This window comes from Occallatibacter gabretensis (assembly GCF_001449115.1).
Taxonomy (GTDB): domain Bacteria; phylum Acidobacteriota; class Terriglobia; order Terriglobales; family Acidobacteriaceae; genus Telmatobacter; species Telmatobacter gabretensis.
Genome location: NZ_LAIJ01000009.1, coordinates 2,031,099 through 2,053,789 on the forward strand (window position 1 = coordinate 2,031,099; position 22,691 = coordinate 2,053,789).

General features: G+C 56.0%; 12 protein-coding genes, 2 tRNA genes and 3 rRNA genes. 15 read left to right on the top strand and 2 right to left on the bottom strand.

All coding sequences use genetic code 11. The annotated features are described in order from the left end of the window. The first annotated feature begins 10 nt into the window (after window positions 1–10). The 11 genes from VO84_RS14825 (at window position 11) to VO84_RS14870 (ending at window position 12,115) form a co-directional block, all read left to right on the top strand. On the top strand, window positions 11–700 hold the full coding sequence (locus VO84_RS14825) for a MarC family protein (RefSeq protein WP_058188355.1): 690 nt from the start codon (window positions 11–13) through the stop codon (window positions 698–700). A 19-nt stretch (window positions 701–719) separates the two neighbouring features. Then, complete coding sequence (locus VO84_RS14830; protein ID WP_058188356.1) at window positions 720–1,550, top strand: M23 family metallopeptidase; 831 nt, start codon at window positions 720–722, stop codon at window positions 1,548–1,550. Window positions 1,551–2,452: 902 nt separating this feature from the next. Continuing rightward, window positions 2,453–3,952 (top strand): 16S ribosomal RNA (locus tag VO84_RS14835). Between the two features lie 284 nt (window positions 3,953–4,236). After that, window positions 4,237–4,313: transfer RNA gene (locus tag VO84_RS14840), tRNA-Ile, on the top strand. 27 nt (window positions 4,314–4,340) lie between these two features. Continuing rightward, window positions 4,341–4,416: transfer RNA gene (locus VO84_RS14845), tRNA-Ala, on the top strand. A 445-nt stretch (window positions 4,417–4,861) separates the two neighbouring features. Further along, window positions 4,862–7,778 (top strand): 23S ribosomal RNA (locus tag VO84_RS14850). A gap of 313 nt (window positions 7,779–8,091) precedes the next feature. Beyond that, window positions 8,092–8,207, top strand: a 5S ribosomal RNA gene (rrf, locus tag VO84_RS14855). The 16S, 23S and 5S rRNA genes sit together here with 2 tRNA genes alongside, the layout of an rRNA operon. Window positions 8,208–8,560: 353 nt before the next feature. Continuing rightward, window positions 8,561–8,914 carry a protease pro-enzyme activation domain-containing protein gene (locus tag VO84_RS14860; RefSeq protein ID WP_157439901.1) on the top strand — a complete coding sequence of 118 codons (354 nt, stop codon included), beginning with the start codon at window positions 8,561–8,563 and terminating at the stop codon, window positions 8,912–8,914. Beyond that, window positions 8,872–9,657: a protease pro-enzyme activation domain-containing protein gene (locus VO84_RS23355; protein ID WP_082661997.1), complete on the top strand. Its 786-nt coding sequence runs from the start codon at window positions 8,872–8,874 to the stop codon at window positions 9,655–9,657. Before VO84_RS14860 ends, VO84_RS23355 begins: the two co-directional genes overlap by 43 nt. Then, window positions 9,552–10,829 carry an Ig-like domain repeat protein gene (locus tag VO84_RS14865; protein WP_157439902.1) on the top strand — a complete coding sequence of 426 codons (1,278 nt, stop codon included), beginning with the start codon at window positions 9,552–9,554 and terminating at the stop codon, window positions 10,827–10,829. Before VO84_RS23355 ends, VO84_RS14865 begins: the two co-directional genes overlap by 106 nt. A 59-nt stretch (window positions 10,830–10,888) precedes the next feature. Further along, the gene (locus VO84_RS14870; protein ID WP_058188359.1) at window positions 10,889–12,115 is read left to right on the top strand and encodes an Ig-like domain-containing protein; all 1,227 of its coding nucleotides are present in this window, start codon (window positions 10,889–10,891) and stop codon (window positions 12,113–12,115) included. A gap of 24 nt (window positions 12,116–12,139) precedes the next feature. Here VO84_RS14870 and VO84_RS14875 read toward each other — a convergent pair whose 3' ends face one another. Next, the gene (locus VO84_RS14875) at window positions 12,140–13,552 is read right to left on the bottom strand and encodes a serine hydrolase domain-containing protein (protein ID WP_058188360.1); all 1,413 of its coding nucleotides are present in this window, start codon (window positions 13,550–13,552) and stop codon (window positions 12,140–12,142) included. A gap of 284 nt (window positions 13,553–13,836) precedes the next feature. Between VO84_RS14875 and VO84_RS14880 the strand changes: the two genes are divergently transcribed. Then, window positions 13,837–15,567 (top strand): TonB-dependent receptor plug domain-containing protein, encoded by a 1,731-nt coding sequence (locus VO84_RS14880; RefSeq protein WP_231737954.1) that lies wholly within the window; start codon window positions 13,837–13,839, stop codon window positions 15,565–15,567. A gap of 343 nt (window positions 15,568–15,910) precedes the next feature. Next, complete coding sequence (locus tag VO84_RS14885) at window positions 15,911–18,238, top strand: hypothetical protein (protein WP_058188362.1); 2,328 nt, start codon at window positions 15,911–15,913, stop codon at window positions 18,236–18,238. A gap of 24 nt (window positions 18,239–18,262) precedes the next feature. Here VO84_RS14885 and VO84_RS14890 read toward each other — a convergent pair whose 3' ends face one another. Then, the gene (locus VO84_RS14890; RefSeq protein WP_197414038.1) at window positions 18,263–19,333 is read right to left on the bottom strand and encodes a multiheme c-type cytochrome; all 1,071 of its coding nucleotides are present in this window, start codon (window positions 19,331–19,333) and stop codon (window positions 18,263–18,265) included. Between the two features lie 242 nt (window positions 19,334–19,575). Here VO84_RS14890 and VO84_RS14895 point away from each other — a divergent pair, with 242 nt between their 5' ends. Next, entirely contained in the window at window positions 19,576–19,932 is a 357-nt protein-coding gene (locus VO84_RS14895; RefSeq protein WP_058188364.1) for a PadR family transcriptional regulator, read from the top strand. After that, on the top strand, window positions 19,929–22,673 hold the full coding sequence (locus VO84_RS14900) for an ABC transporter permease (RefSeq protein ID WP_058188365.1): 2,745 nt from the start codon (window positions 19,929–19,931) through the stop codon (window positions 22,671–22,673). The genes VO84_RS14895 and VO84_RS14900 overlap by 4 nt, the downstream gene beginning before the upstream one ends. Window positions 22,674–22,691 lie beyond the last annotated feature (18 nt).

A 22,691-nucleotide genomic window follows, 5' to 3' on the forward strand; every position in this document is an offset into this window, starting at 1 on the left:
GGCTGAACGCGTGTACCTCCAGAATCCAGCTGCAACGGCATTGCATGAGCTGCAAACTGCGCCCTGGGTGCGGTTTGCGGCGCTGGCGCTGAGCTCGATCTTTTTTCTGGTCGATCCGTTTGCGGCGATCGGGTCATTTCTTGCGATTACGGCGAATGCGGATGCGGAGAAGCGCAGCCGGATGGCGCGCAAGGCCTGCATTACCTGCTTTATTGTCCTGACCAGCTTTGCGCTCTGCGGACAGCTCATCTTTCGGATGTTTGGGATTACGCTGCCGGCCTTTGAAGTGGCGGGTGGGTTGATTCTGCTGCTGATCGGTCTGGACATGCTGGAGGCCAAGCGCTCCGCGACGCAGGAGGCGAGCGGCGATACAGAAGAGGCGAGCCACAAGGAAGATGCGGGCATTGTGCCATTGGGGATTCCCATGCTGGCGGGGCCGGGCGCGATCTCATCTGTCATGGTGCTGGTGGGACAGGTGCCGAAGTTCTTTGGGTATGAGATGGGGCTGATTCTGGGCGCGATTACGGTTACGTGTCTGATCAGCTATTTTGTGCTGGCGGCGGCGGGGCGGATTCGCCTGGTGCTGGGCGAGACCGGCATCCGGATTCTGGTGCGCATCATGGGGTTGCTGCTGGTGGCGCTGGCGATGCAGTTCTTCGTGAACGGGCTGACGGACCTGGGCGTGATTGCGAAGCAGTGATAGTGATGAAGGAGTGCGGATGCCGGACTGGGCAATGCTGGTGTTGTATTGGGCGGAATTGATGGCACCGGGGCTTGTCGTGGTTTCGGTGCTGCTGCCGGTGAGCTTTCGGTTTTGTGTGATGCGCTGGGCGATGTCGGCGTTTGTGCTGTTAGTGGGATTGAGCCTGGCAGATGGCCTTGGACAACGGGCGCTGGCGGGGTTGATCGGGCTCGCGATTGACATAGCCGCAGTGGTGTTTGTGGCGCGGGGATGGTCCGAGTCGCTGCGGTTTAAGGCGGCGTGGCTGAAACGTTTTAAGGCTGGCGAGTCTGTCATGCTTAAGGCCCCGTTTGAGGGCAGGTGGAAGGCGCTCGAGACGGGACCCTGGGCGGCACGGAATCATCACCTGGCGGCGCGGGACCAGTGGTTTGCCGTGGACTGGGTGCGGGTGGATAGAGCGAGCTGGGGAAGCAGGATTCTGTCGCCGGTGGATGGGGTGGTGGCATATGTGGAGGATGGGCATCGCGACAAACCGGCACGACGCTGGATCCAACGGGATCTGGAGCATCCGGCTGGGAATTATGTGGCGATCCGGATTCTGAACGGGGCAGCGGACTATGAGAAGGCCTTTGTGATTCTCGCGCATCTTGAGATGGGATCGGCCGCGGTACGGGTGGGCGATATGGTGCGATCCGGGGATTTGATTGGACGATGCGGAAATAGCGGGAACACGACGATCCCGCACCTACATCTGCATGTACAGCCGGAGGAACGGTTTCGAGCTGGAGGCTTTTGGGGAATTCCTGTGCGCTGGAGTGGTTTCGAGGCGTGGATGCGACCTGGCGAAGTAGCGGGAGAAGGGATTTAGCCCGGCGAACGCCAGCGTTTATGCGGGTGGGGCGGGCTTTCCCACAATTGATCTTGTTTTTACACAGCATAAAAGCTTGCCATACGGCCGATTGGTTGCTATTCTCAGGAAGTCGCAATGAGCGGTTGCAAGCAAGTGAGCGCTGCGAGTTGCAAATGAGAGAGGCATGTGCTAATCTCAAAAAGTTGTTGATGTGAAGGGTAGCTTTCCGGTGGCCGTTGGGCCTGCCTGTTAAGGAAGAGGAAAGCCGGTTCGTAGGGTAGGGTGAGTCAAGCCGAGATTGAAAGTCGGCCTAGCCCCAGACCCCTGTAGGGAATCCCGCAGAGAACAAACCCAATATATGACCCCAGAGTCTCTCTTGGAGACATTCTGGCGCGCCTCTAGCGGCGTGAGTATGGCTGGTCGTTGTTTGAAAAGATTTTTGCGCAAGGCGCGTGTTTTGAGAGGCAGTTTAGCCGCTCAATCGTGAGCTTCAATGCATTTCGCTCAGTGTCCAATTGGGACCAGGGAACGAACCGCCGGCATGGTGTCCGGGCGGCCCAGTCAACCGATTTGGGGAGCGAAAATGGCAAAGAAAAATAACGATTGACACAAGGTTAAAAGTTCGATACTCTTAAAAAGTTCGCGCAAAAACGCCGAGAGGCACTGAGAAGTGCAAAATTGGCGTAGCGCATCAAGTTCGGGGACACTCAAACTGCAAGGTTTGAGCCTCGATCCAGGGGCACCGCTTAGGTGGATCGTCCTTAAGGATCTTTGACAATAAGGTTGAACGTGCCAGTCGTGAGAATCGATCAAGTTTGGCTTGATCATCTCACAAGGTAAGGCATTCAGGTACTTAAGCAGTCCTGAATGCGGTCGATGTTATTCGGACCTCCGTCCTGAATAAGCATCGACAACAGGTTTCAAACGAGAGTTTGATCCTGGCTCAGAATCAACGCTGGCGGCGTGCCTAACACATGCAAGTCGAACGAGAAAGTGGAGCAATCCATGAGTACAGTGGCGCACGGGTGAGTAACACGTGACTAACCTACCCTTGAGTGGGGGATAACTTCGGGAAACCGAGGCTAATACCGCATAATACCTACGGGTCAAAGGAGCAATTCGCTTAAGGAGGGGGTCGCGGCAGATTAGTTAGTTGGCGGGGTAATGGCCCACCAAGACAGTGATCTGTATCCGGCCTGAGAGGGCGCACGGACACACTGGAACTGAAACACGGTCCAGACTCCTACGGGAGGCAGCAGTGGGGAATTTTGCGCAATGGGGGAAACCCTGACGCAGCAACGCCGCGTGGAGGATGAAGTCCTTCGGGACGTAAACTCCTTTCGATCGGGACGATAATGACGGTACCGAGAGAAGAAGCCCCGGCTAACTTCGTGCCAGCAGCCGCGGTAATACGAGGGGGGCGAGCGTTGTTCGGAATTATTGGGCGTAAAGGGTGCGTAGGCGGTTTGGTAAGTCTGATGTGAAATCTATGGGCTCAACTCATAGTCTGCATCGGAAACTGCCGGGCTTGAGTATGGGAGAGGTGAGTGGAATTTCCGGTGTAGCGGTGAAATGCGTAGATATCGGAAGGAACACCTGTGGCGAAAGCGGCTCACTGGACCATAACTGACGCTGATGCACGAAAGCTAGGGGAGCAAACAGGATTAGATACCCTGGTAGTCCTAGCCCTAAACGATGACTGCTTGGTGTGACGGGTACCCAATCCCGCCGTGCCGTAGCTAACGCGTTAAGCAGTCCGCCTGGGGAGTACGGTCGCAAGGCTGAAACTCAAAGGAATTGACGGGGGCCCGCACAAGCGGTGGAGCATGTGGTTTAATTCGACGCAACGCGAAGAACCTTACCTGGGCTCGAAATGTACAGGAATCCGGTGGAAACATCGGCGTCCCGCAAGGGACCTGTATATAGGTGCTGCATGGCTGTCGTCAGCTCGTGTCGTGAGATGTTGGGTTAAGTCCCGCAACGAGCGCAACCCTTACTTCCAGTTGCCATCATTCAGTTGGGCACTCTGGCAGAACCGCCTCGGATAACGGGGAGGAAGGTGGGGATGACGTCAAGTCCTCATGGCCTTTATGTCCAGGGCTACACACGTGCTACAATGGTCGGTACAAACCGTCGCAAACCCGTGAGGGGGAGCTAATCGGAAAAAGCCGACCTCAGTTCGGATCGTAGTCTGCAACTCGACTACGTGAAGCTGGAATCGCTAGTAATCGCGGATCAGAACGCCGCGGTGAATACGTTCCCGGGCCTTGTACACACCGCCCGTCACATCACGAAAGTGGGTTGTACTAGAAGTCGGTGAGCCAACCGCAAGGAGGCAGCCGCCCAAGGTGTAATTCATGATTGGGGTGAAGTCGTAACAAGGTAGCCGTAGGAGAACCTGCGGCTGGATCACCTCCTTTCTAAAAGAGAATCGGTGGTACAGTTACTCCTTCCGCGATAGCGGAGCGTCACAAGACGTAGAGTAAAGGTGCTATCCAACCACATAGCTGTAACCTGCAGTCACTGTGGAATTCAAATCAAGTCTTCTTTTACTTAATCGACTATCGCACGATCGTCATGAGCGGCGTAGCTGCTCAGCATGTTCAACCTTGTCCTCGAAACCCTTTAGCATGGAATGAGATATGTAAGAGCCGCTGTATTTTCAGTTGTTTGGAGTTGGTATGGCGGTTGGGGCGGCCAACACGGGCCTGTAGCTCAGTTGGTTAGAGCGCACCCCTGATAAGGGTGAGGTCGGTAGTTCGAATCTACCCAGGCCCACCATAACTTGGCTGAAAGCGCCTTTAAAACGGGGCTGTAGCTCAGTTGGGAGAGCACCTGCTTTGCAAGCAGGGGGTCATCGGTTCGATCCCGGTCAGCTCCACCAGATTCTCATTCATTGCTTCCAGATAGATATCAGTTTTACTGGTTTCTATCTGGGAGCATGCCGAAGATTCCGTTTGGTCTTTATACGGAGTCAGAGTAGGCAGGTTTCAAGCGCCTGAGGGCGCGCCTCTGATTTTCCTTTTTGGGAAAGCACAAGAGGTTTTGATGTTTGACAACAAAATTGATTGGGTAACATGCAGATAATGTTCTTCTGTTCGCCGTGAGGCGCAGCTAGGAGAGCGCAAGATATCTGGATGTGACATACAAGGCCGAGCATAAGCCGTAGGTTCTTCGTACAAAAAAGAACCGAGGCAAATGTTCGAAAAACAAGAAGTGTCTTTAGATATTATTTGACGTGATCGCAAGTTGATCACGCAGGCGAATAACAGGAGTTATCTCTTAAACAGGCTCGCAGTGATGCGGACCCTGCCTGGAGTTAATTCTATGGTCAAGCTACTAAGGGCGCACGGTGGATGCCTTGGCAGAGACAGGCGATGAAGGACGTGGCAAGCTGCGATAAGCTTCGGTAAGCCGCACACAGGCGTTATAACCGGAGATTTCCGAATGGGGCAACCCTCCTAGGTAAACCCTAGGAACTACTCACTGAATACATAGGTGGGATAGAGCGAACTCAGGGAAGTGAACCATCTCAGTACCTGAAGGAAAAGAAAGAAACCTCGATTCCGAAAGTAGTGGCGAGCGAAATCGGAACAGCCCAAACCCGTAGCATTTCGGTGCTTCGGGGGTTGTAGGGCCGGCAACAGTAGAGTTACCAATCTGGGTGTTAGTCGAATCCTCTGGAAGGGGGATCCATAGAGCGTGATAGACGCGTAGACGAAAACACTCCAGACTCGAAGCCGGTACCTGAGTAAGGCGGGGCACGTGAAACCCTGCTTGAATCCACGGAGACCATTCCGTAAGGCTAAATACTAGTCTCTGACCGATAGTGAACCAGTACCGTGAGGGAAAGGCGAAAAGAACCCCGTCGAGGGGAGTGCAAAGTACCTGAAACCGTGTGCCTACAAGCAGTGGGAGGACTATGCCCGCAAGGGAATGTCTGACCGCGTGCCTATTGCATAATGAGCCGGCTAGTTATTCTTGTCAGCAAGGTTAAGCGTAAGCGAGCCGCAGCGAAAGCGAGTCTTAATAGGGCGAATCAGTTGGCAGGAATAGACGCGAAGCGGGATGATCTACCCATGGCCAGGTTGAAGGTGGGGTAACACCCACTGGAGGACCGAACCGGTGTTTGTTGAAAAAAGCTCGGATGAGCTGTGGGTAGGGGTGAAAGGCTAATCAAATTCCGTGATAGCTCGTTCTCTCCGAAATAGCTTTAGGGCTAGCCTCGGACGAATTGCACTGGTGGTAGAGATATGGATGGACTAGGGGGCTTTCCGGCTTACTGAATCCAACCAAACTGCGAATGCCAGTGACAACATATCCGGGAGTCAGACGGTGGGGGCTAAGCCTCATCGTCGAGAGGGAAACAGCCCAGACCGCCTGCTAAGGTCCCAAAGTTACAGTTAAGTGGGAAAGGAAGTCGGAACGCTCAGACAGCCAGGAGGTTGGCTTAGAAGCAGCCATCCTTTAAAGAAAGCGTAATAGCTCACTGGTCAAGCGGTCCGGTGCCGACAATACAACGGGGCTAAAACTGTACACCGAAGCAGCGGATGCACACACTAGGTGTGTGCGTGGTAGGAGAGCATTCTCAACAGCGTCGAAGCCAGACTGAGAAGACTGGTGGAGCGTTGCGAAGAGACCCTGCCGGCATAAGTAGCGATAACGGAGGTGAGAACCCTCCGCGCCGAAAGTCTAAGGTTTCCTGAGGAAGGTTAATCCGCTCAGGGTTAGGCGGTCCCTAAGGCGAGGCCGAAAGGCGTAGTCGATGGACAGACGGTTAATATTCCGTCCCTCCCAATGTTCGTTTGACGATGGGGTGACGCAGAAGGATAAGCATGACGCACTATGGCTATTGCGTTTGGCATGCACAAGCTGGATCTGGCAGGCAAATCCACCAGGTTAACAGTGAAGCATGTCACAGTCCCAGTGGGGCTAGGATGCTGATTTCACGCTGCCGAGAAAAACCTCTAAGGAGAACAAAGGGAACCGTACCCCAAACCGACACAGGTAGACGAGGAGAATATCCAAAGGCGCTCGAGTGAAAGCTCGTTAAGGAACTCGGCAAATTGGCTCCGTAACTTCGGGAGAAGGAGCGCCCACCTTTGGTGGGCCGCAGTGAAGCGCGTACGGCGACTGTTTAACAAAAACACAGGTCTCTGCTAAGTCGAAAACGACGTATAGGGGCTGACGCCTGCCCGGTGCCGGAAGGTTAAAAGGAGAGGTTAGCGCAAGCGAAGCTTTGAATTGAAGCCCCGGTGAACGGCGGCCGTAACTATAACGGTCCTAAGGTAGCGAAATTCCTTGTCGGGTAAGTTCCGACCTGCACGAATGGCGTAACGATCGTACGACTGTCTTAACGAGTTGCTCGGCGAACTTGTAGTACCGGTGAAGATGCCGGTTACCCGCAGCTAGACGGAAAGACCCCGTGCACCTTTACTACACCTTAACTATGGGTTATGGCATTCGTTGCTCAGAATAGATGGGAGGCTTTGAGATCAGGTTCTCGGACTTGATGGAGCCGTCGTTGAGATACCATTCTACGTGTGCTGTGATCCTAACCTCCACCCGTGATCCGGGTGAGGGACATAGTTAGGCGGGTAGTTTGACTGGGGCGGTCGCCTCCTAAATTGTAACGGAGGCGCGCGAAGCTACTCTCAGACTGTTTGGAAATCAGTCGTCGAGTGCAAAGGCATAAGAGTGGTTAACTGTGAGACTTACAAGTCGAGCAGGTGCGAAAGCAGGCCTTAGTGATCCGGTGGTTCTGTATGGAAGGGCCATCGCTCAACGGATAAAAGGTACGCCGGGGATAACAGGCTGATCATTGCCAAGCGTTCACAGCGACGCAATGGTTTGGCACCTCGATGTCGGCTCATCGCATCCTGGAGGTGTAGAAGCTTCCAAGGGTTAGGCTGTTCGCCTATTAAAGCGGTACGTGAGCTGGGTTCAGAACGTCGCGAGACAGTTCGGTCCCTATCTGCTGTGGGCGTAGGAAATTTGAGGAGGGCTGTCCTTAGTACGAGAGGACCGGGATGGACGAACCTCTTGTGTTCCAGTTGTCCTGCCAAGGGCACGGCTGGGTAGCGAAGTTCGGTTGTGATAACCGCTGAATGCATATAAGCGGGAAGCACGCTCCAAGATGAGATTTCCCTGAAGGGCCCAGGAAGACCACCTGGTTGATAGGCTGGAGGTAGAAGCGCAGTAATGTGTGTAGCTTACCAGTACTAATCGCCCGTTCGGCTTTACCATAGAATTAACTCCGCGCAGTTAAGTTATTCGCGGACACTTCTAAGTAGGCCTTGCAAAGAAAGAAATACCCAATCAATTTTGTTTGTCATCAACTCGAATACGAGCAAGTTTGTTTAGCGCCAGAATGCAGTACGCGTTCCTGCCGGCTACCGGGAGAAACTATCCGGGACAGGCAGATGTCGCACATCAGCTGCGGGCAACCACCCGCCAGGCGCTACCAAAAATCAAAGGCGTGAAATCCTTCGCTATCGCTAAGGATTTCAGCTCAAGGGGCAGGTTCGAAATACCAGTCACCTTGAAAACGCCTCAATTTGCCGGTGACCATACCGCGAGGGATCACCCGTTCCCATCCCGAACACGGAAGTTAAGCCTCGTTGGGCCGATGGTACTGCACGGGCGACTGTGTGGGAGATTAGGTGATCGCCGGCAATTAGTTAAGCAAAAGCCAAGCCTTTGGGCTTGGTTTTTTGCGTTTATGGCAGATTTTGGAGCTACGTCACGAAGATTTTGCAGGGCTGCAGAGAGATCTGATTTCGAGGCCGGCTGAGCGGATAGACATTTCCCGACAGCTGATCATGCATCTTGAATCGATTGCCTATCCAGCGAACTTATTATTCTCACATTTCAGGGGGATGGGATAGTATTGGTTCGCCTATCAAACCTTCGCGTTCTAATCTTGCTGAATTCATGCTTCAGGATGCGTTGATGCGGGAGAAAGTGCCGTGCGGCGTTTTTGTACCTGTTTACCTTGGATCGTAGTGTTTTTTCTGGTTGTTTTCCCGTTGCCTGCGCATTCACAGGCATGTCCTTCTACCGGAGTTGGCGCCGCTCAAGCGTCGATTGCAAGCAAAAAACCACTCATCACACTCAGCGGCAATGTGCATCCGCTGGCGCTGCCGCAGTACGATCGAGGTCCGTCCAGTGGCGCGATGCACACCGGACGGCTGATGCTGATCCTGAAGCGCACTTCGCAACAGGAGCAGGAGCTTCAGCAGCTTCTAAGCGACGTACAGAACCCGCGCTCATCAAGTTTTCATAAGTTTGTTACACCGGAACAATTCGGCCAGCGTTTCGGCGTGGACGACGCCGGTCTATGCCGCGTAGGGGATGGCTTCAGAGCTACGGGCTCGCCGTAAATCGCGTCCACACAGGACGCACGGCAATTGAATTTTCCGGAAGTGTGGATCAGGCGCAACAGGCCTTCCATACGATGATTCACAAGTTTGTGATTGGCGGCGCCTCACACTGGGCCAATGTTTCAGAGCCGCGGATTCCGGCATCCCTGGCTGTGCTGATCGGCGGCGTTGCCAGCCTGAACGATTTCAAGCCGCGGCCCAATGTCGTGAAGGGACCGGCGGCTAAGTGGGATCCCGCTCGGCACCGTTTTTTTCCGCAGCTCACGGCGACCAGTAGTTCGGGCACGGTGTTCCTAGTTGGTCCCGGGGACGCCGCAACTCTCTACGACACTCCAAACTCATTTAATTCGCACTTTGCCACGGGACAAACCGTCTATGACGGGACCGGCGTTACGATCGGCATTGCCGGAACCACCCCGATAAACGATGGCGGCAATTTCTTTTTTACCGCAACTTCTTCGGTCTTCCGTCCTTTGCCAGCTCCACTACCGTCTATGACGGCGATCCAAGCGACTTTGATCCGAACGCCGACGAGACCGAGGCGCTGCTGGATACGGAAGTGTCCGGCAGCCTGGCGCCTAATGCGAGCGTCATTTATTACGCGGCCGGCGATACAGCTTTCCAGTCTGGCCTTTTCTTGGCGATCTATCGGGCCATTGACGATAACAATGTCAACATTCTTAATGTCAGTTATAGCGCCTGCGAGCAGGAACTCGGAGCAGCCGGCAATCAGCAGGTGCTGAACGCCTGGGAACAAGCCGCCGCGCAGGGGATTACCGTGACGGTATCCAGCGGAGACAATGGCTCGGCTGGTTGTGATAACCAGAACACCGCTACCGCTGCCACAGGTGGATTTGGCGTGAACGGACTTGCATCCACGCCATACAACATCGCAGTGGGTGGAACGGATTTCGATGTTCTCAGTGGTAAATTTTCAACCTATGTGGGGAGTTCCAGCATGGCTCCTTACACGACGGCTCTTAGCTACATTCCGGAAAACTCCTGGAATGACTCCACCAGCGTAAATAGCACGCTTGCCTCAAATGTGGCGCTTCTCAGCAATGGAAGCACGAGCATCTGGGTGGGATCCGGGGGAGCAAGCCGCGCGAGCAACGGCAGCACTGGCTATGCCAAACCCGCCTGGCAGCAGCAGTTTTCGCCGAGCGATACTGACACTGTGCGCGATCTGCCAGATGTCTCCTTGTTTTCCGGCGCTGGCCACTATGGAGCCCTGTGGGCGTTATGCGAAAACAGCGATTGCGCAGAGGGGGCCGGTTCAAGCATTCATGGCGTAGGCGGAACTTCGGCTGCGGCTCCAGCATTTGCCGGAATGCTTGCGCTCATCAATCAAAAGGTGGGAGCTTCCACGCGCCTTGGCCAGGCTAACTGGATTCTCTATGATCTGGCAGCAGCGGCGCCTGGTGCGTTTCATCAGATCACCACAGGCAATAACTCCGTCGTCTGCAAGTCTGGAAGTCCTGATTGCGGCAGCAATGATTTCATGACTGGCTATAACGCCGGATCGGGCTACAATCTCGCGACCGGGCTTGGCAGTGTGGATGTGAGCAAGCTTATCCAGGCCTGGGGCGATGACTCACTCACCGCGACCAGCACCAGTCTTTCGCTGGGCCAGACTACATTTACCCATGGCACTCCGGTCGGTATTTCCGTTGCGGTCACGCCATCAGGAACCGGCAGTGTGGCCATTGAGACGAATTACGCTTCGCAGGCAGCGGCAACAGGCGGCGTTTCTCCCACCTCACTCACCCTCAGCGGAGGAACGGCTTCCGGCAGCTACGGCCAGTTCCCCGGCGGCAGCTACAACGTCACCGCCAACTATGGCGGTGATGGAAGCCATTCAGGAAGCGTCTCTCAACCTGTTCAAGTTACGGTTAGCCCGAGAACAGCGTTCTGAATTTCTCCGTCTACTCCCAGAACACAAATGGCCAGCTGACGAATGCCACTGGAACGACTATGCCACTCGGTACCCTGATCTCCTTGAACGCGCTACCGATCGGCATCTCACAAGAAAGTAGTTCCAATCCCATCAGCAATGCCACCGGTAGCGTTACCTTTACTGATTCAGCCGCAAGTGGGCCCTTGGCAGGGTCCGGTTACCGTAACGTTCCTTTCGATTCTTCCGGCGTTGCCGAAGTCAATCTGAATTTCATGCCGGCGGGATTTCACTCTGTCACTGCTGCTTACTCCGGTGATCTGAGTTATAACGCGAGCACTTCAGATGTTGTCAGCTTCCAGGTGGCACAGGGAACTACTAGTGCAATAGCCACGACGAATACATCTACCGTCATCAATGGGCAGCAGCTGGTACTTGGGGCGCAACTCACCACAACAACGCCCGCCAACGCCTCATTGGCTCCCACGGGGACCATTACCTTCACCGATACAACCAACAATACGGTTCCTGGCACCACCTCGGCTTCGATCGGCTTCTCGTGCCAAGGAGCAACAACTTATTGCGTCAGCACCGCTATCAATCCCGATTCCACGCAGTTTGTGGCAGGAAACAACAGTATTGTTGTGTCTTATGGCGGTGACAGCAATTTTCTGCCTTCCGGGAACTCTCCGGCGATCACCGTGAACTGCCAGGCAGGCTGCTACAACGCCTCCGGCTACACACTTGGGCTGGCGTTCTACAGCCTGACTTCGGGCATTATCTCGGCCGGAGGCAGCGCTACCACCACCGTCGATGTAGGCCCGGGCGGAGGATTCACCGGCAACGTCAACCTCACCTGCACTGTGACGGGAACCAGCAGCAGCGATCAGTATATTCCCACCTGCAGTTTCAATCCGACTCAGGTGAATATCACGAACACCCAGGCCGTTGAATCCACTCTCACGATCAATACGACAGCAGCCTCCACCAGCATGCTTAGACGCAATGGTTCCGGCAATCCCATTGCGGCAGGCACGGTTGCTCTTACGTTCCTGGCGTTGCTGGCTCTGCCTGTACGTCGCATCCGGCAGTGCTACCTGCTGGCCGTAATCACACTGCTGCTGGTGCTCTCTGGTGTCAACGCTTGCGGAGGAGGCGGTTCGTCCGGTGGCGGCAGCGGTGGCGGCGGCGGTGGAACAAGTGTTCCCGGCACTACGGCAGACACATATACAGTCACCTTCAAGGCAGCGGACGCTGCCACGGGCACGGTTACTGCACAGGACTATTTCAAAATTACCGTGAACTAGCGGAGGAATTATCTTTGCAGCGAGTCATTTCGGGGCCGCATTGCCGTTCGTCGCATCCGGCTTCTTTGCTTCGGGGATTCGGTTGAAGACGGTTCCTGAGATTGGGGAGTAATTTAGAAATCCGAATTGGCCCGGGATGTGTGCGTCGAAGACGATTTCTGTTTCCTGGTTTGATAGATAGAACCGCTTTGCGGATTCGGCGCGGAGCGGAAGTGCGGGGCCGGTGTCGTTCTGGATGAAGAGCTTGCCGTCGCGGAAGGTGAGCGTGATGTATATGGGGTTGTCCGGGTTGACGGAGAGATAACGACCGGTATAACCGCGAAGAACTTTCTCCGCGATCTGCACTTCCTTGCCTTCTGACGGCAGGAGCATGTTTTCGTCGATTGCCAACTGAACCAGTTCCGTATCGAGCGCGAGTGTCCCCGGAGATGATTGGTTTCCTTCCGCGACCTGATTGGAAAGTACGACGACCGTTGTATGGGTTGCGGGCAGGTAATCGAGGCACGAGAAAAATCCTTCGACCGTGCCGTTGTGACTGATGTCCAGCTGCGCACCTTCTCCGTCGATGCTGAGACCGTAACCGTAGCCGTCGAGAAAGGGTGTAGTCATCTCGGTAAGGGAGGCTTCCGAGAGCAGACTTCCTCCGTGGAGAGCTTCGGTCCAGCGGATCAGGTCGTCTGCTGAGGAATAAAGGCTGCCGGCGCCGGCGAGACCGGCGAGGTCATTGTCTTCAAAGGCGACCGGACCTTGGGGCGATGGATGATGGCCCTGCGCGCTGTGGGCGACGCGCGGGTTCCATGCGCAGCCGGTTTGCTCGAGCTGGAGGGGGCGAAAGATACGATCGTGAAGGAATTGGCAAAAGGGCTTGCCGCTCACGCGTTCCACAACGGCGCTGAGGAGCATGTAGTTGGTGTTGGTGTACTCGAATTTTGTCCCGGGCTGAAATCCGAGCGGTTTATTCAAAATATCTTTCAATAACTCTTCCGGTTGATTCGGCGAGTCGCGGTGAATCCGGCCGAAGTCGAAGTCCGGGATTCCGGAGGTCTGGGTGAGAAGATTGCGAAGCGTGATGGTGCTCCATGCGGCTGAGGCGTTTTGATAATAAAGACGGAGTGGATCGTTCGTCTTCAGTTTGCCGTCATCTTGAAGCAGCAGGATGGCGGCAGCCGTGAATTGCTTTGAGAGAGAGCCGATGGGAAAGCGGGTCTGCTGCGTGAATGGCGTTTTGGATGCGACATTCGCATAGCCATACCCCGATTCGTAGATGAGGTGGTGGTCACGTTGAACAGCTACTACTCCCATAAAGCCATCATGATTGTGATAGAACTCTGCTGCGCGTTGGATCCGCGTGGGCATTTGTGACTCAGACCGCGCTGGTGCGGGCACTATCGAAAGCCCCAGAGATGCGAGAATCAGCGAGATCAGCAACGAACGCATGTGAGGCTCCGGATGAACCGAGCAGATGTTATGAGGTTATCAAAGGAGATTCGAAATTGTGAGATTCGGGAAGGCAGGTCTTCGCCTCATACGCCTTTTTAGCTTTTTGCATTTGCGCCATTCAATGTTTGTATCGCCGGCATGCCGGCAGAGGAGATACGAGACACTGGATAGGCATGAAATATATTTTCTTTATTTTTGTAATATCCTGCGGGGCAGTTTATTCAGTTGCACAGCAAAACCCGCCAGCAGCTTCACAGACTGTTCCTTCTGCAACACCATCGGTGAAAGAAACAGTCATCGTCGTGGGTGAGCCTGAGCCGGTGACGCGGGGTGAGTCGCCGCGGTCTGTGGTGGTGATCGATGCGCAGCAACACCCGCTGGCATTTGAGGCTCCGGCGGATTATCTGCGGATGGATCCTTCGATTTATATTGAGCAACGCGGCGCGGGCGGCGGGCAGGCGGATATTTCGATGCGCGGTTCTTCGTTTGAGCAGACGCTGGTGTTGATGAATGGGCTGCGGATCGATGACGCGCAGACCTCGCATCACAACCTGGATTTGCCGGTGCCAGTGGAGGCGATGCGCGGGATTCAGGTGCTGCATGGGGCGGGTTCTACGCTGTATGGCTCGGACGCGCTGGGCGGTGTGGTGGATTTTCTGACGGCTGAGCCGCAGGCGACGAGCGCACGCTTCCGCGCCGGCATGGGCAGCTTTGGGGAGAACGAGCAGTCGGCCCTGATCGGCGCGGTTGGGAGGCGATGGGATGGGATGCTGACGGGCACAAGGAATTTTTCCACCGGCTTTATTGCGGACCGCGATTATAGGAATGAGTCGGCGAGCTTTGAGCCGCGTTTGAAGAGCGCGCCTGGCGCTACGGATGTTTTGCTTGCCGGGAGCGATCGCTCGTTTGGCGCGAATCAGTTTTATGGGCCGTACGATTCTTGGGAGCGCACGAAGGGATGGCTGGCCACGGTACGGCAGGAGCTGGGCGGCAATACCGAGGCAGCTTTTGGATACCGGCGGCATACGGACGAATATGTCCTGCTGCGCGATGATCCTGCGTACTACGAGAACAACCACATCGATTCGAGTTGGCAGGCGGTGCTGCGGCGCAAGGATGCGATTGCGCATGGCGGCATGTTGTTTTACGGGCTGGAGGCGAATGGCGATGCCATCGATAGCAACAATCTTGGACGTCATGCGCGAAATGAGGGTGCGGGTTACATAAGCGCGGAGATACGTCCGGCGCAGAGGTGTAATTTTTCGGCTGGGCTGCGTGGGGAGATTCTGAGCGGCGGCGCGCAGATGGTTTGGAGCCCGAACCTGTCCGCAAGCTGGATGGTGGCGCAAAATGTGAAGCTGAGGGCTTCCGTAGGACACGGGTTCCGGCTGCCGACGTATACGGATCTTTACTACAGCGATCCGACGACGATTGGGAATCCAAACCTGAAGCCGGAGTCGGCGTGGTCAGTGGACGGCGGCGTTGACTGGTATGCGAATGCGAAGACCGCAGTTTCGGTGACGGTGTTCTACTCGCGGCAGCACGATGCGATTGATTATGTGCGGGCAGATGAGAGCGATCCGTGGCAGGCGACCAACTTGCAAGGGTTGCGTTTTACGGGCGTGGAAGGCTCGCTGCGCTGGACGCCGACGCGAAACCAGACGGTGCAACTAGGATGGACGGGGATCAGTGGGGCGCAGAATGCGCTGCATGGGCTGCAGTCGGAATACGTCTTTAATTATCCGGTAAACAATGCGAGCTTTGAGTGGGCGGATGTGCTGAAGGGGGCATACCTGGTGCGCACGCGCGTGGCGGTGGCGCAGCGCTATGAGGAGACGCCGTATCCGGTGTGGGATGTCGAGACAGTTCGCGAGAAGGGATGGCTGCATCCTTATTTGCGCGTTGCAAATCTCAGCAATACAGGCTACCAGGAGATTGCGGGCGTGCCGATGCCGGGGCGCAGTTTTCAGGGCGGTCTGGAAGTGCAACTTGCGCACTTAAGGAAAAAGTAGCGACGGATCAGTTACGACTCAGTCCTCTGGAATCTCTCTTTGACGATTGAAGAGAGACTTGGTGTTCTTCTTCCCCGGATTGCCAAGAAGAGAGAGTGAGGCCGCCGAAACAGGAGAATCAGCGAGATCAGCAACGAACGCCCGTGGGGATCCTGAGGAACCGAGCGGATGAGTAGGAGGTTATCAAGGGAGATTCGAAATTGTGGAAGTCTGAAGGAACGACATGTTGCCAGGGCACGATTTTCTAATTTAGGTGTCTAAGCCATCAGGAATCGAATGATTTAATTTTCGATGGGGCCACTTGACCTGTAGCTTTTGTGCGCTTGGTGTACGAGGAGATTGAATGATCCGAACCGGGCCTGCCTCACTCCTTCTATGGACTGCCTTCTATAGCTCTGCACTGTTTGCGCAAGGCTCGCCGGGGCAGGAACCTGCGGACTTGAAGGTTGAGCTGCGCACTTCCACTGGATCGAACCGATTCCAGCTGGGCGAAATAATTCCGCTAGAGGTTCTGATTTCCAGCAGCACGCCCAACCGTTATCTTGAGCCGTGCACCCTGTTCCGGGAGAGCTGCTTTGGGTATCCACGGTGCCGGTTCTTTACGCGCTGGTCGCTCGATGTGATTCCCGAGACTGGACGGGCAGATATAGGCTGGCATGGCTGCGGCGCAATGAGCGGACCCATCGAGGAGGTCCAAAGCTCGGATCTGACGGCGGAGCCGAAGAAGTACTCGTATACGCTGACCGACAAATTCCGATTCGACGCTCCAGGAAAATATACCGTGCGGTTGTCATTGACGGTGGGGCTGGACGATGACACCAACAAGATCGAGAATTCAGAGAATTCCGCGGTGAAGCACAATTCGGTGAGTAAAACCGTGGAGATGGTCTTAGAGATCGTTCCCGCGGAAGAGGAGTGGAAACGTAGGGTTGTTGCGCAAGGGGTGGTTGCGTGGACCGCGCCTCTACCGGCTTATAGTGCGCCCCCATCGCCGGAGTATTTGAAGCATCAGGAGGAAAGAGACGCGCTATGCAATCTAGGCACGCCGGAGGCAGCGGTAGCACTGGCGGGGCTCCTGGGCAAGGGAATCGATGTTGCGCATTGCCTGCGGAACAATTCGCATAGCGACGTGGAAGAAGCGGAGATGGGCCGTCTGCTGGTCGACCCGAATACAGGTGTACGTCCAGTCTTCTTTGCGGCGTATGCCAGGCTCCTCGGCTCACGTACGGAGAAGAATGGCGAGATTTCAGGCGTGCCGGTCAAGGTTGTGAATGAGGTGCGGGAGACGCTGTTTGCGTCGCTGCCGAAGAAGACGCCCGAGGCGATGATTCCGTCGCTCGACACCGTACTTCGGAACCCGATGAACGGTTACTGGGTGGCAGTGGGTTCGGCTTACGATCAGCGCGATCCTTATTCGACTGAAATCATTGCAACGGCGGCGGCAAATTTCGATCATCTGCCGGAGCAAAGCCAGGCGGCGCTGCTCGATACCGACTGGGATCACCTGCGATCTCCGCTGATGCTGCCCGTTGTCCGCAGCAAGGCTGAAGCGGGCAATGGCCACGCGCTGCTGAGATGGAGTGAACTCGATCGCCCCGCCGCAGAGGCTTTCATACGGCAGGAAATCGTTCGGCCGGCACCGCGCTTTTCTTCGTTGTATCTGAGATTGACCGACGAATCGCTTCCGGCGCAGGAGCAGCAGATCGCCGCGAACTTTGTGGCGCTCAGTGCGCCTAAAGACCTGATACGAGCGGCGACCTTGCTGGAGCGCTATACAACGAGGGCCACACTGTCCACCGCCCTTCCGTTTATTGATCAGCATCTGACCGAGTGGCCCTGCAATGTCCAGATCCCTGTTCTGGCTTATCTGCTCAAGGTTTCGCCGGAGGAGGCCACGCCCAGGGTACAGCAGGTGCTTTCCAAGGTGCGGCCGCCCTATTGTCCGCGGGGAGAATTCTTCCCGAGCTTTGGACTCTTCTTGCAGGCAAGTCCGGTGCTCGACACTTTGGCCGCTAGGCAAGTTGAAAATGGAACGCCGCTGGCTGCCGATGCGGTGGGCTACCTGGAGAGATATGGAAGCCCAGCCATGAAGCCGGAGGTGTGGGAGCAGCTCTCCCGCTGGCACAAGAAGTATGAAGAGAGCGGAGCGCAACTCCGCATGGAGAGCCAGAACAGCATGCAGAGCGGAACACAGCTCCGCATGGAAGGCCAGAACAGCGAGCAGGATGACTGGCAACTTTACAATCTGGATTCGAAACTGCTAGCAGCGTACGTTAATGCGCGGGGCTGGACGCTTTCGCTGGAAGATGTGGTTAGCATTTCAAAGTTGATTGGAGATAAGAAGACGAAAGAGCTTGCCTGCGCGTTCAGCTGCGGCAGCGAGATAAGCCCAGGGACCGCACCCGGCAATTACTACATTTACGGCCGTGCCAATGATCCGGTGCCTCCAAGTGATGCGCGAATCGACTATCTCATGCCCAGTGAGCAGTTTCGTTATTCGGTGAATCAGTACAAACGCATGAATTTGAAAGCTCTTGAACAGAAGCTGCTGCAGTTTCCAGCGGGCTCAATATTCAGCGTCGCGCGTACTGGAGACCCTCATGACGGGCAGGGAGATTGGGCTGAGATCGGCCCGTTCCTCAAGAGCCATGGCTACTCATTCAAGGATTAGCCGCGGATGCAGCGGGAAGCGAACCTATCTGCGGTATTCCTCTCCCGGTTGTACTACGCGAATGAAGTGATCCGTCATCGTTGTGTGCGCAATTTTCAGCTCATAGCGAGGCATGTGGCAGGAGGCGCAGTCCCTGGCGGCAACCGTGCAAGCCGGAGCCTGCTTCGCCGTAGCCCGATGCCCTGTCGTGGCGTGACATTGCAGACACTTGCTGTCATAACTGGCGGTATCCGTTACCAGGGGCTTGTGAGGATCGTGACAGGCCATGCAGGTGATGCGCGCATCACCGGAGGCTCCCCAGCAGCGGCTGCGCTGCAGGCGATATGCGGAGAAGCGGATGCCAATGATACCGAGGTTCTCCGGCATATCTACCGCTACGTCTGCAGAAGTGCGATGGCATGCGCCGCAAAAATCGACGGAATCGCGAGGCGATAGCGTCGCAGGATTGAACGGGATAGCCGCGTGGCCTTTGCCCTGTCTCGCCGCCAGCACATGAGCAGCACTTGGCCCATGGCAGGCCTCGCAGCCAATTCCGGGTGTCGAGTTGTCCGCGTTAAAGGATCCGGAGACGGTAGAAGCCGTGGTGTGGCACCCGAAGCATCGCTGAGCGGTTTCCGGTTGCTGTGGATCGCCTACGGCCTGCAGCAGCGTTGCCGGAAGCTTATGGGAATGTCCGGGAGTAATGTCGAGAGTCGATAGCGCGGGAAAATAGCTCAACCGGCTTTCGTAATACGTATCGTCTTTTTTCAGCAGGTAGGTCTGCCCGATTTGATTGTTTCCCATTGCCCAGAGCACGGGCGCTGAGAGAACGTGTGCCTTATTTTCTATCCCCAGCGTTACCCGATCATTCTGCCGGGTCAACGCATAACGAAAATCGCCTTCGCTGAAATCCAGATTTGGGTGCTCTCGTAAGACAGCTGCATCTTCCGCGCGGCTAGCCGCTTTGAACATCGGGGTCTGCGCTTGCAACTGGGCAATCTCGCGATGGCAGGCAGCGCAAGCGGCAGAACCGGCATATGCGCTGCGAGGGGCTGTGCCTTTGGTCGGCCACCACGCAGAACCGGCAACATGCTCCGACGTGGTCCGTGGAACCATGGAAGTCGATGTATCCTGGCCGCGCGCAGAATTGAGGAGCGCGATCAGGTACACAAGTCCTGCAAGCCGGAGCCGAGCCGGACGAAATAATCCACGGTGCGGGGTCAACATGAGCAATGGGCCCGAATACTCCTATAGACGGACGCGAGAGCCCACAAGTTGAAAGCGTAGCCTCGTCATTCCCCTTGACGATCTAGGAGAGTTTTTGTATTCTTCTCTCCTAGATTGTCAAGGGGAGAAGAATGGCGCAGCCGAAGCAGGAAAAGCAGAACGACGTGCTGCAGGGGACGCTGGACCTGCTGATTTTGAAGGCCGTTTCCCTGGGGCCGCTGCATGGGTACGGGGTGCTGCTGCGGATTCAGCAGATTTCGGGCGAGGAGCTGGTGATTCAGCAGGGGTCGCTGTATCCGGCGCTGTACCGGCTGGAGCACCAGGGCGCGATTGCGAGCGAGTGGGGCGAAAGCGAGAACAATCGCAAGGCGAAGTACTACAAGCTGACCGCGGCTGGACGTCAGCGCCTGCAGACGGAGACGGAGAAGTGGAACCGGATGTCGAATCTTATCGGGACGATTCTTCGCGTGACCTCGGAGGAGATATGAGCCTGCGCAGCCGTATTGCCACACTGTGGAAAGCTCTTACGCGGCCGGAGGAGTTTCACCGCGAGATGACAGAGGAGCTCTCCTTTCATATTGAGCAGCGCGCGGAGGACCTGATGCGGGGCGGGGTTTTGCGCGAGGATGCGCTGCGGCGAGCGCGTATTGAGTTGGGCGGAATACCGGCGCAGACGGAGACGATGCGTGCTGCATGGGGGACGCGTATGTGGGATGACTTGTATGCGGATATTCGGTATGCGCTACGGAGCTTTGCCAGGACGCCCGGCCTGACGGCGATTGCCGTGATCTCGCTGGCGTTGGGCATCGGCGCGAATACGGTCATCTTTGGCGTCACGAAACATATTCTGCTCGACAGGCTGACGGCTTATAAGCCTGAAGAGCTGCGTCTTTTTGCATGGATATCCCCAAAGAAAAGCGCTGTGCATAGCTCGTGGGGAATGTCGACCCGAACGCCGGACGGGAAACGCCTTTCCACGTCGTTCACGTATCCGGTTTATCAGCAGTTGCGGCGGCAAAATCGGGTCTTCGATGACGTATTTGCCTTCAAGGAGTTTCCGCGTCTCACGGCTACGATTGATGCGCAGTCTGAAGCGGTGTCAGCGCAGATGGTTTCAGGAAACTTCTACCGGACGCTGGGTGTGCAGCCTGTGCTTGGAAGGCCGATTCTGGATTCCGATGATGGCGCTTCGGGTAGCGGCCCGGTTGCGGTGATCAGTGACGAATTCTGGACGCGGCGCTTTGGGCGCTCGCCTGGCGTTGTGGGTAAGACGATTCAGCTGAACCTTACGCCGATCACGATTATTGGAGTGAACCCGCGAGGATTTACCGGGGCATCGAGCACGCAGGAAGCTCCGGACGTGATTATCCCATTCAGCATGGCTTCTATTGCCACGCCTGTCTGGTCGAAGAAGCCGCTGCTTACGGACCCTGATCTTTGGTGGGTGCCAGTGATGGGGCGCGTGAAGCCGGGTGTTTCGGACGAGCAGGCGCGTGCTGCGCTGGATGTGGTGTTGAATGCCGCGGTGCGCTCCACTGCGACCATTGGTAAAGACGAGACGGTTCCCAGCCTGATATTGCAGGATGGCAGCCGGGGCGAAAACTACGCGAGCGTTTTATTCTCAAAGCCTGCGTACGTGCTTATGGCTCTTGCCGGCTTTGTTCTGCTGCTGGCGTGCGCCAATCTTGCTAATTTGCTGCTTGCACGCGCGAGCAGCAGGCAGCGGGAGATGAGCGTACGTCTTGCCATGGGCGCGGGGCGTTCGCGGATTCTGCGGCAGATGCTTACGGAGAGTTTGCTGCTTTCCTGTGCTGGAGGCCTTGCGGGGCTTGGGCTTGGTTACTGCGGCCGCAATATGATTCCGCATCTTTTGTCTTCATCCTGGCATGCCTTCACATCCGATATTGAATTTGACTGGAAGATTTTCGGTTTTACCGCAGCCATCTCGATCCTGACCGGCCTTCTGTTTGGACTTGCGCCAGCATGGCATGCGTCGCGCACGCAGGTTTCGAGCGGACTCAAGGACAATGCACAATCGGTGACGCAGCGCAGTCGCAACGTGACAGGGAAGACGCTTGTGGTGGTGCAGGTAGCGCTATCGATGCTGTTGCTTGTGGGCGCGGGCCTCTTTGTGCGCACGCTGATGAACCTTAATGGCAGTCATCTCGGTTTTCGTCCGGATGGGATTCTGCTCTTCAATCTTCAGCCGCCGCGCACTCGCTATTCCGAGCCGAAAGATCTTGCTTTTTATCACCGCGTGGAAGAACGGCTCCGCTCGGTTCCCGGCGTGAGCGCGGTCACGCTCTCAGACATGACGCTGATTGCCAACAGCAACTCCGACACGGACTTTACGCCGGATGGATTGCCGAAGAAGCCGAACGAGGAGGACCAGTCGGCCAATGTGATGTCTGTGGGGCAGGATTTCTTCTCGACGATGGGCATCCGCATCCTTGCGGGACGCGCCTTCAACGCGACGGATACAGAGACCTCGCCGCTGGTGGCTATCGTCAATCAGACACTTGTGAAGGAATTTTTTCCATCCAACATCAATCCCGTTGGTAGAACTTTCACACAAGACAAGCAGCACATCACGATTGTGGGCATTGCAGGCGACGCCAAGTACAGCAACTTGCACGCAGATCCTCCGGCCACTTTCTATTTGCCTTACCGGCAACAGTTGAGCGGCAAGCAGAGCATGACCTACGAAATTTCCACCCGTATGAAGCCCGCGGCGATTGTGCCCGCACTGCGCAGTGCCGTTGCGTCGGTGGATAAGGACGTTCCACTGCTTGACGTGCGCACACAGCAGGAACAGATTGATGACACGACCAAGCAACAGCGCATCTTTGCCTCGCTTACCAGCGGCTTTGGTGTGCTGGCGCTGATCCTGGCTTGCATCGGGATCTACGGGATCATGGCTTATTCAATCTCGCGGCGCACGAATGAGATTGGTATCCGCATGGCGCTGGGAGCACAGCCAGGCCGTGTGCAGCGGATGGTGCTGCGAGAGGCGTGGTGGATGGCGCTGATTGGCGTGGCTGCGGGATTGGGCGCGGCGCTGGCGATGGGGCGGCTGATTGCTTCCATGCTGTATGGGCTGAAGCCGTGGGACCCGGTGACGCTGGGCGTTGCAGCGCTGCTACTTGTAGCAGTGGCGCTTGCTGCAAGTTGGGTTCCGGCGCTGCGGGCAGCGAGCGTGGAGCCTATGGAAGCGTTGCGGCACGAGTAGCGACGAAGGACGAGTGAC

Excerpts from the sequence above, each read along its gene's own strand:
- VO84_RS14830 (WP_058188356.1), top strand. The coding sequence starts at position 720 with ATGCCGGACTGGGCAATGCTGGTGTTGTATTGGGCGGAATTGATGGCA.
- VO84_RS23355 (WP_082661997.1), top strand. The coding sequence starts at position 8,872 with ATGCCGCGTAGGGGATGGCTTCAGAGCTACGGGCTCGCCGTAAATCGC.
- VO84_RS14870 (WP_058188359.1), top strand. The coding sequence starts at position 10,889 with ATGCCACTCGGTACCCTGATCTCCTTGAACGCGCTACCGATCGGCATC.
- VO84_RS14875 (WP_058188360.1), bottom strand. The coding sequence starts at position 13,552 with ATGCGTTCGTTGCTGATCTCGCTGATTCTCGCATCTCTGGGGCTTTCG.
- VO84_RS14885 (WP_058188362.1), top strand. The coding sequence starts at position 15,911 with ATGATCCGAACCGGGCCTGCCTCACTCCTTCTATGGACTGCCTTCTAT.
- VO84_RS14890 (WP_197414038.1), bottom strand. The coding sequence starts at position 19,333 with ATGGTTCCACGGACCACGTCGGAGCATGTTGCCGGTTCTGCGTGGTGG.
- VO84_RS14895 (WP_058188364.1), top strand. The coding sequence starts at position 19,576 with ATGGCGCAGCCGAAGCAGGAAAAGCAGAACGACGTGCTGCAGGGGACG.
- VO84_RS14900 (WP_058188365.1), top strand. The coding sequence starts at position 19,929 with ATGAGCCTGCGCAGCCGTATTGCCACACTGTGGAAAGCTCTTACGCGG.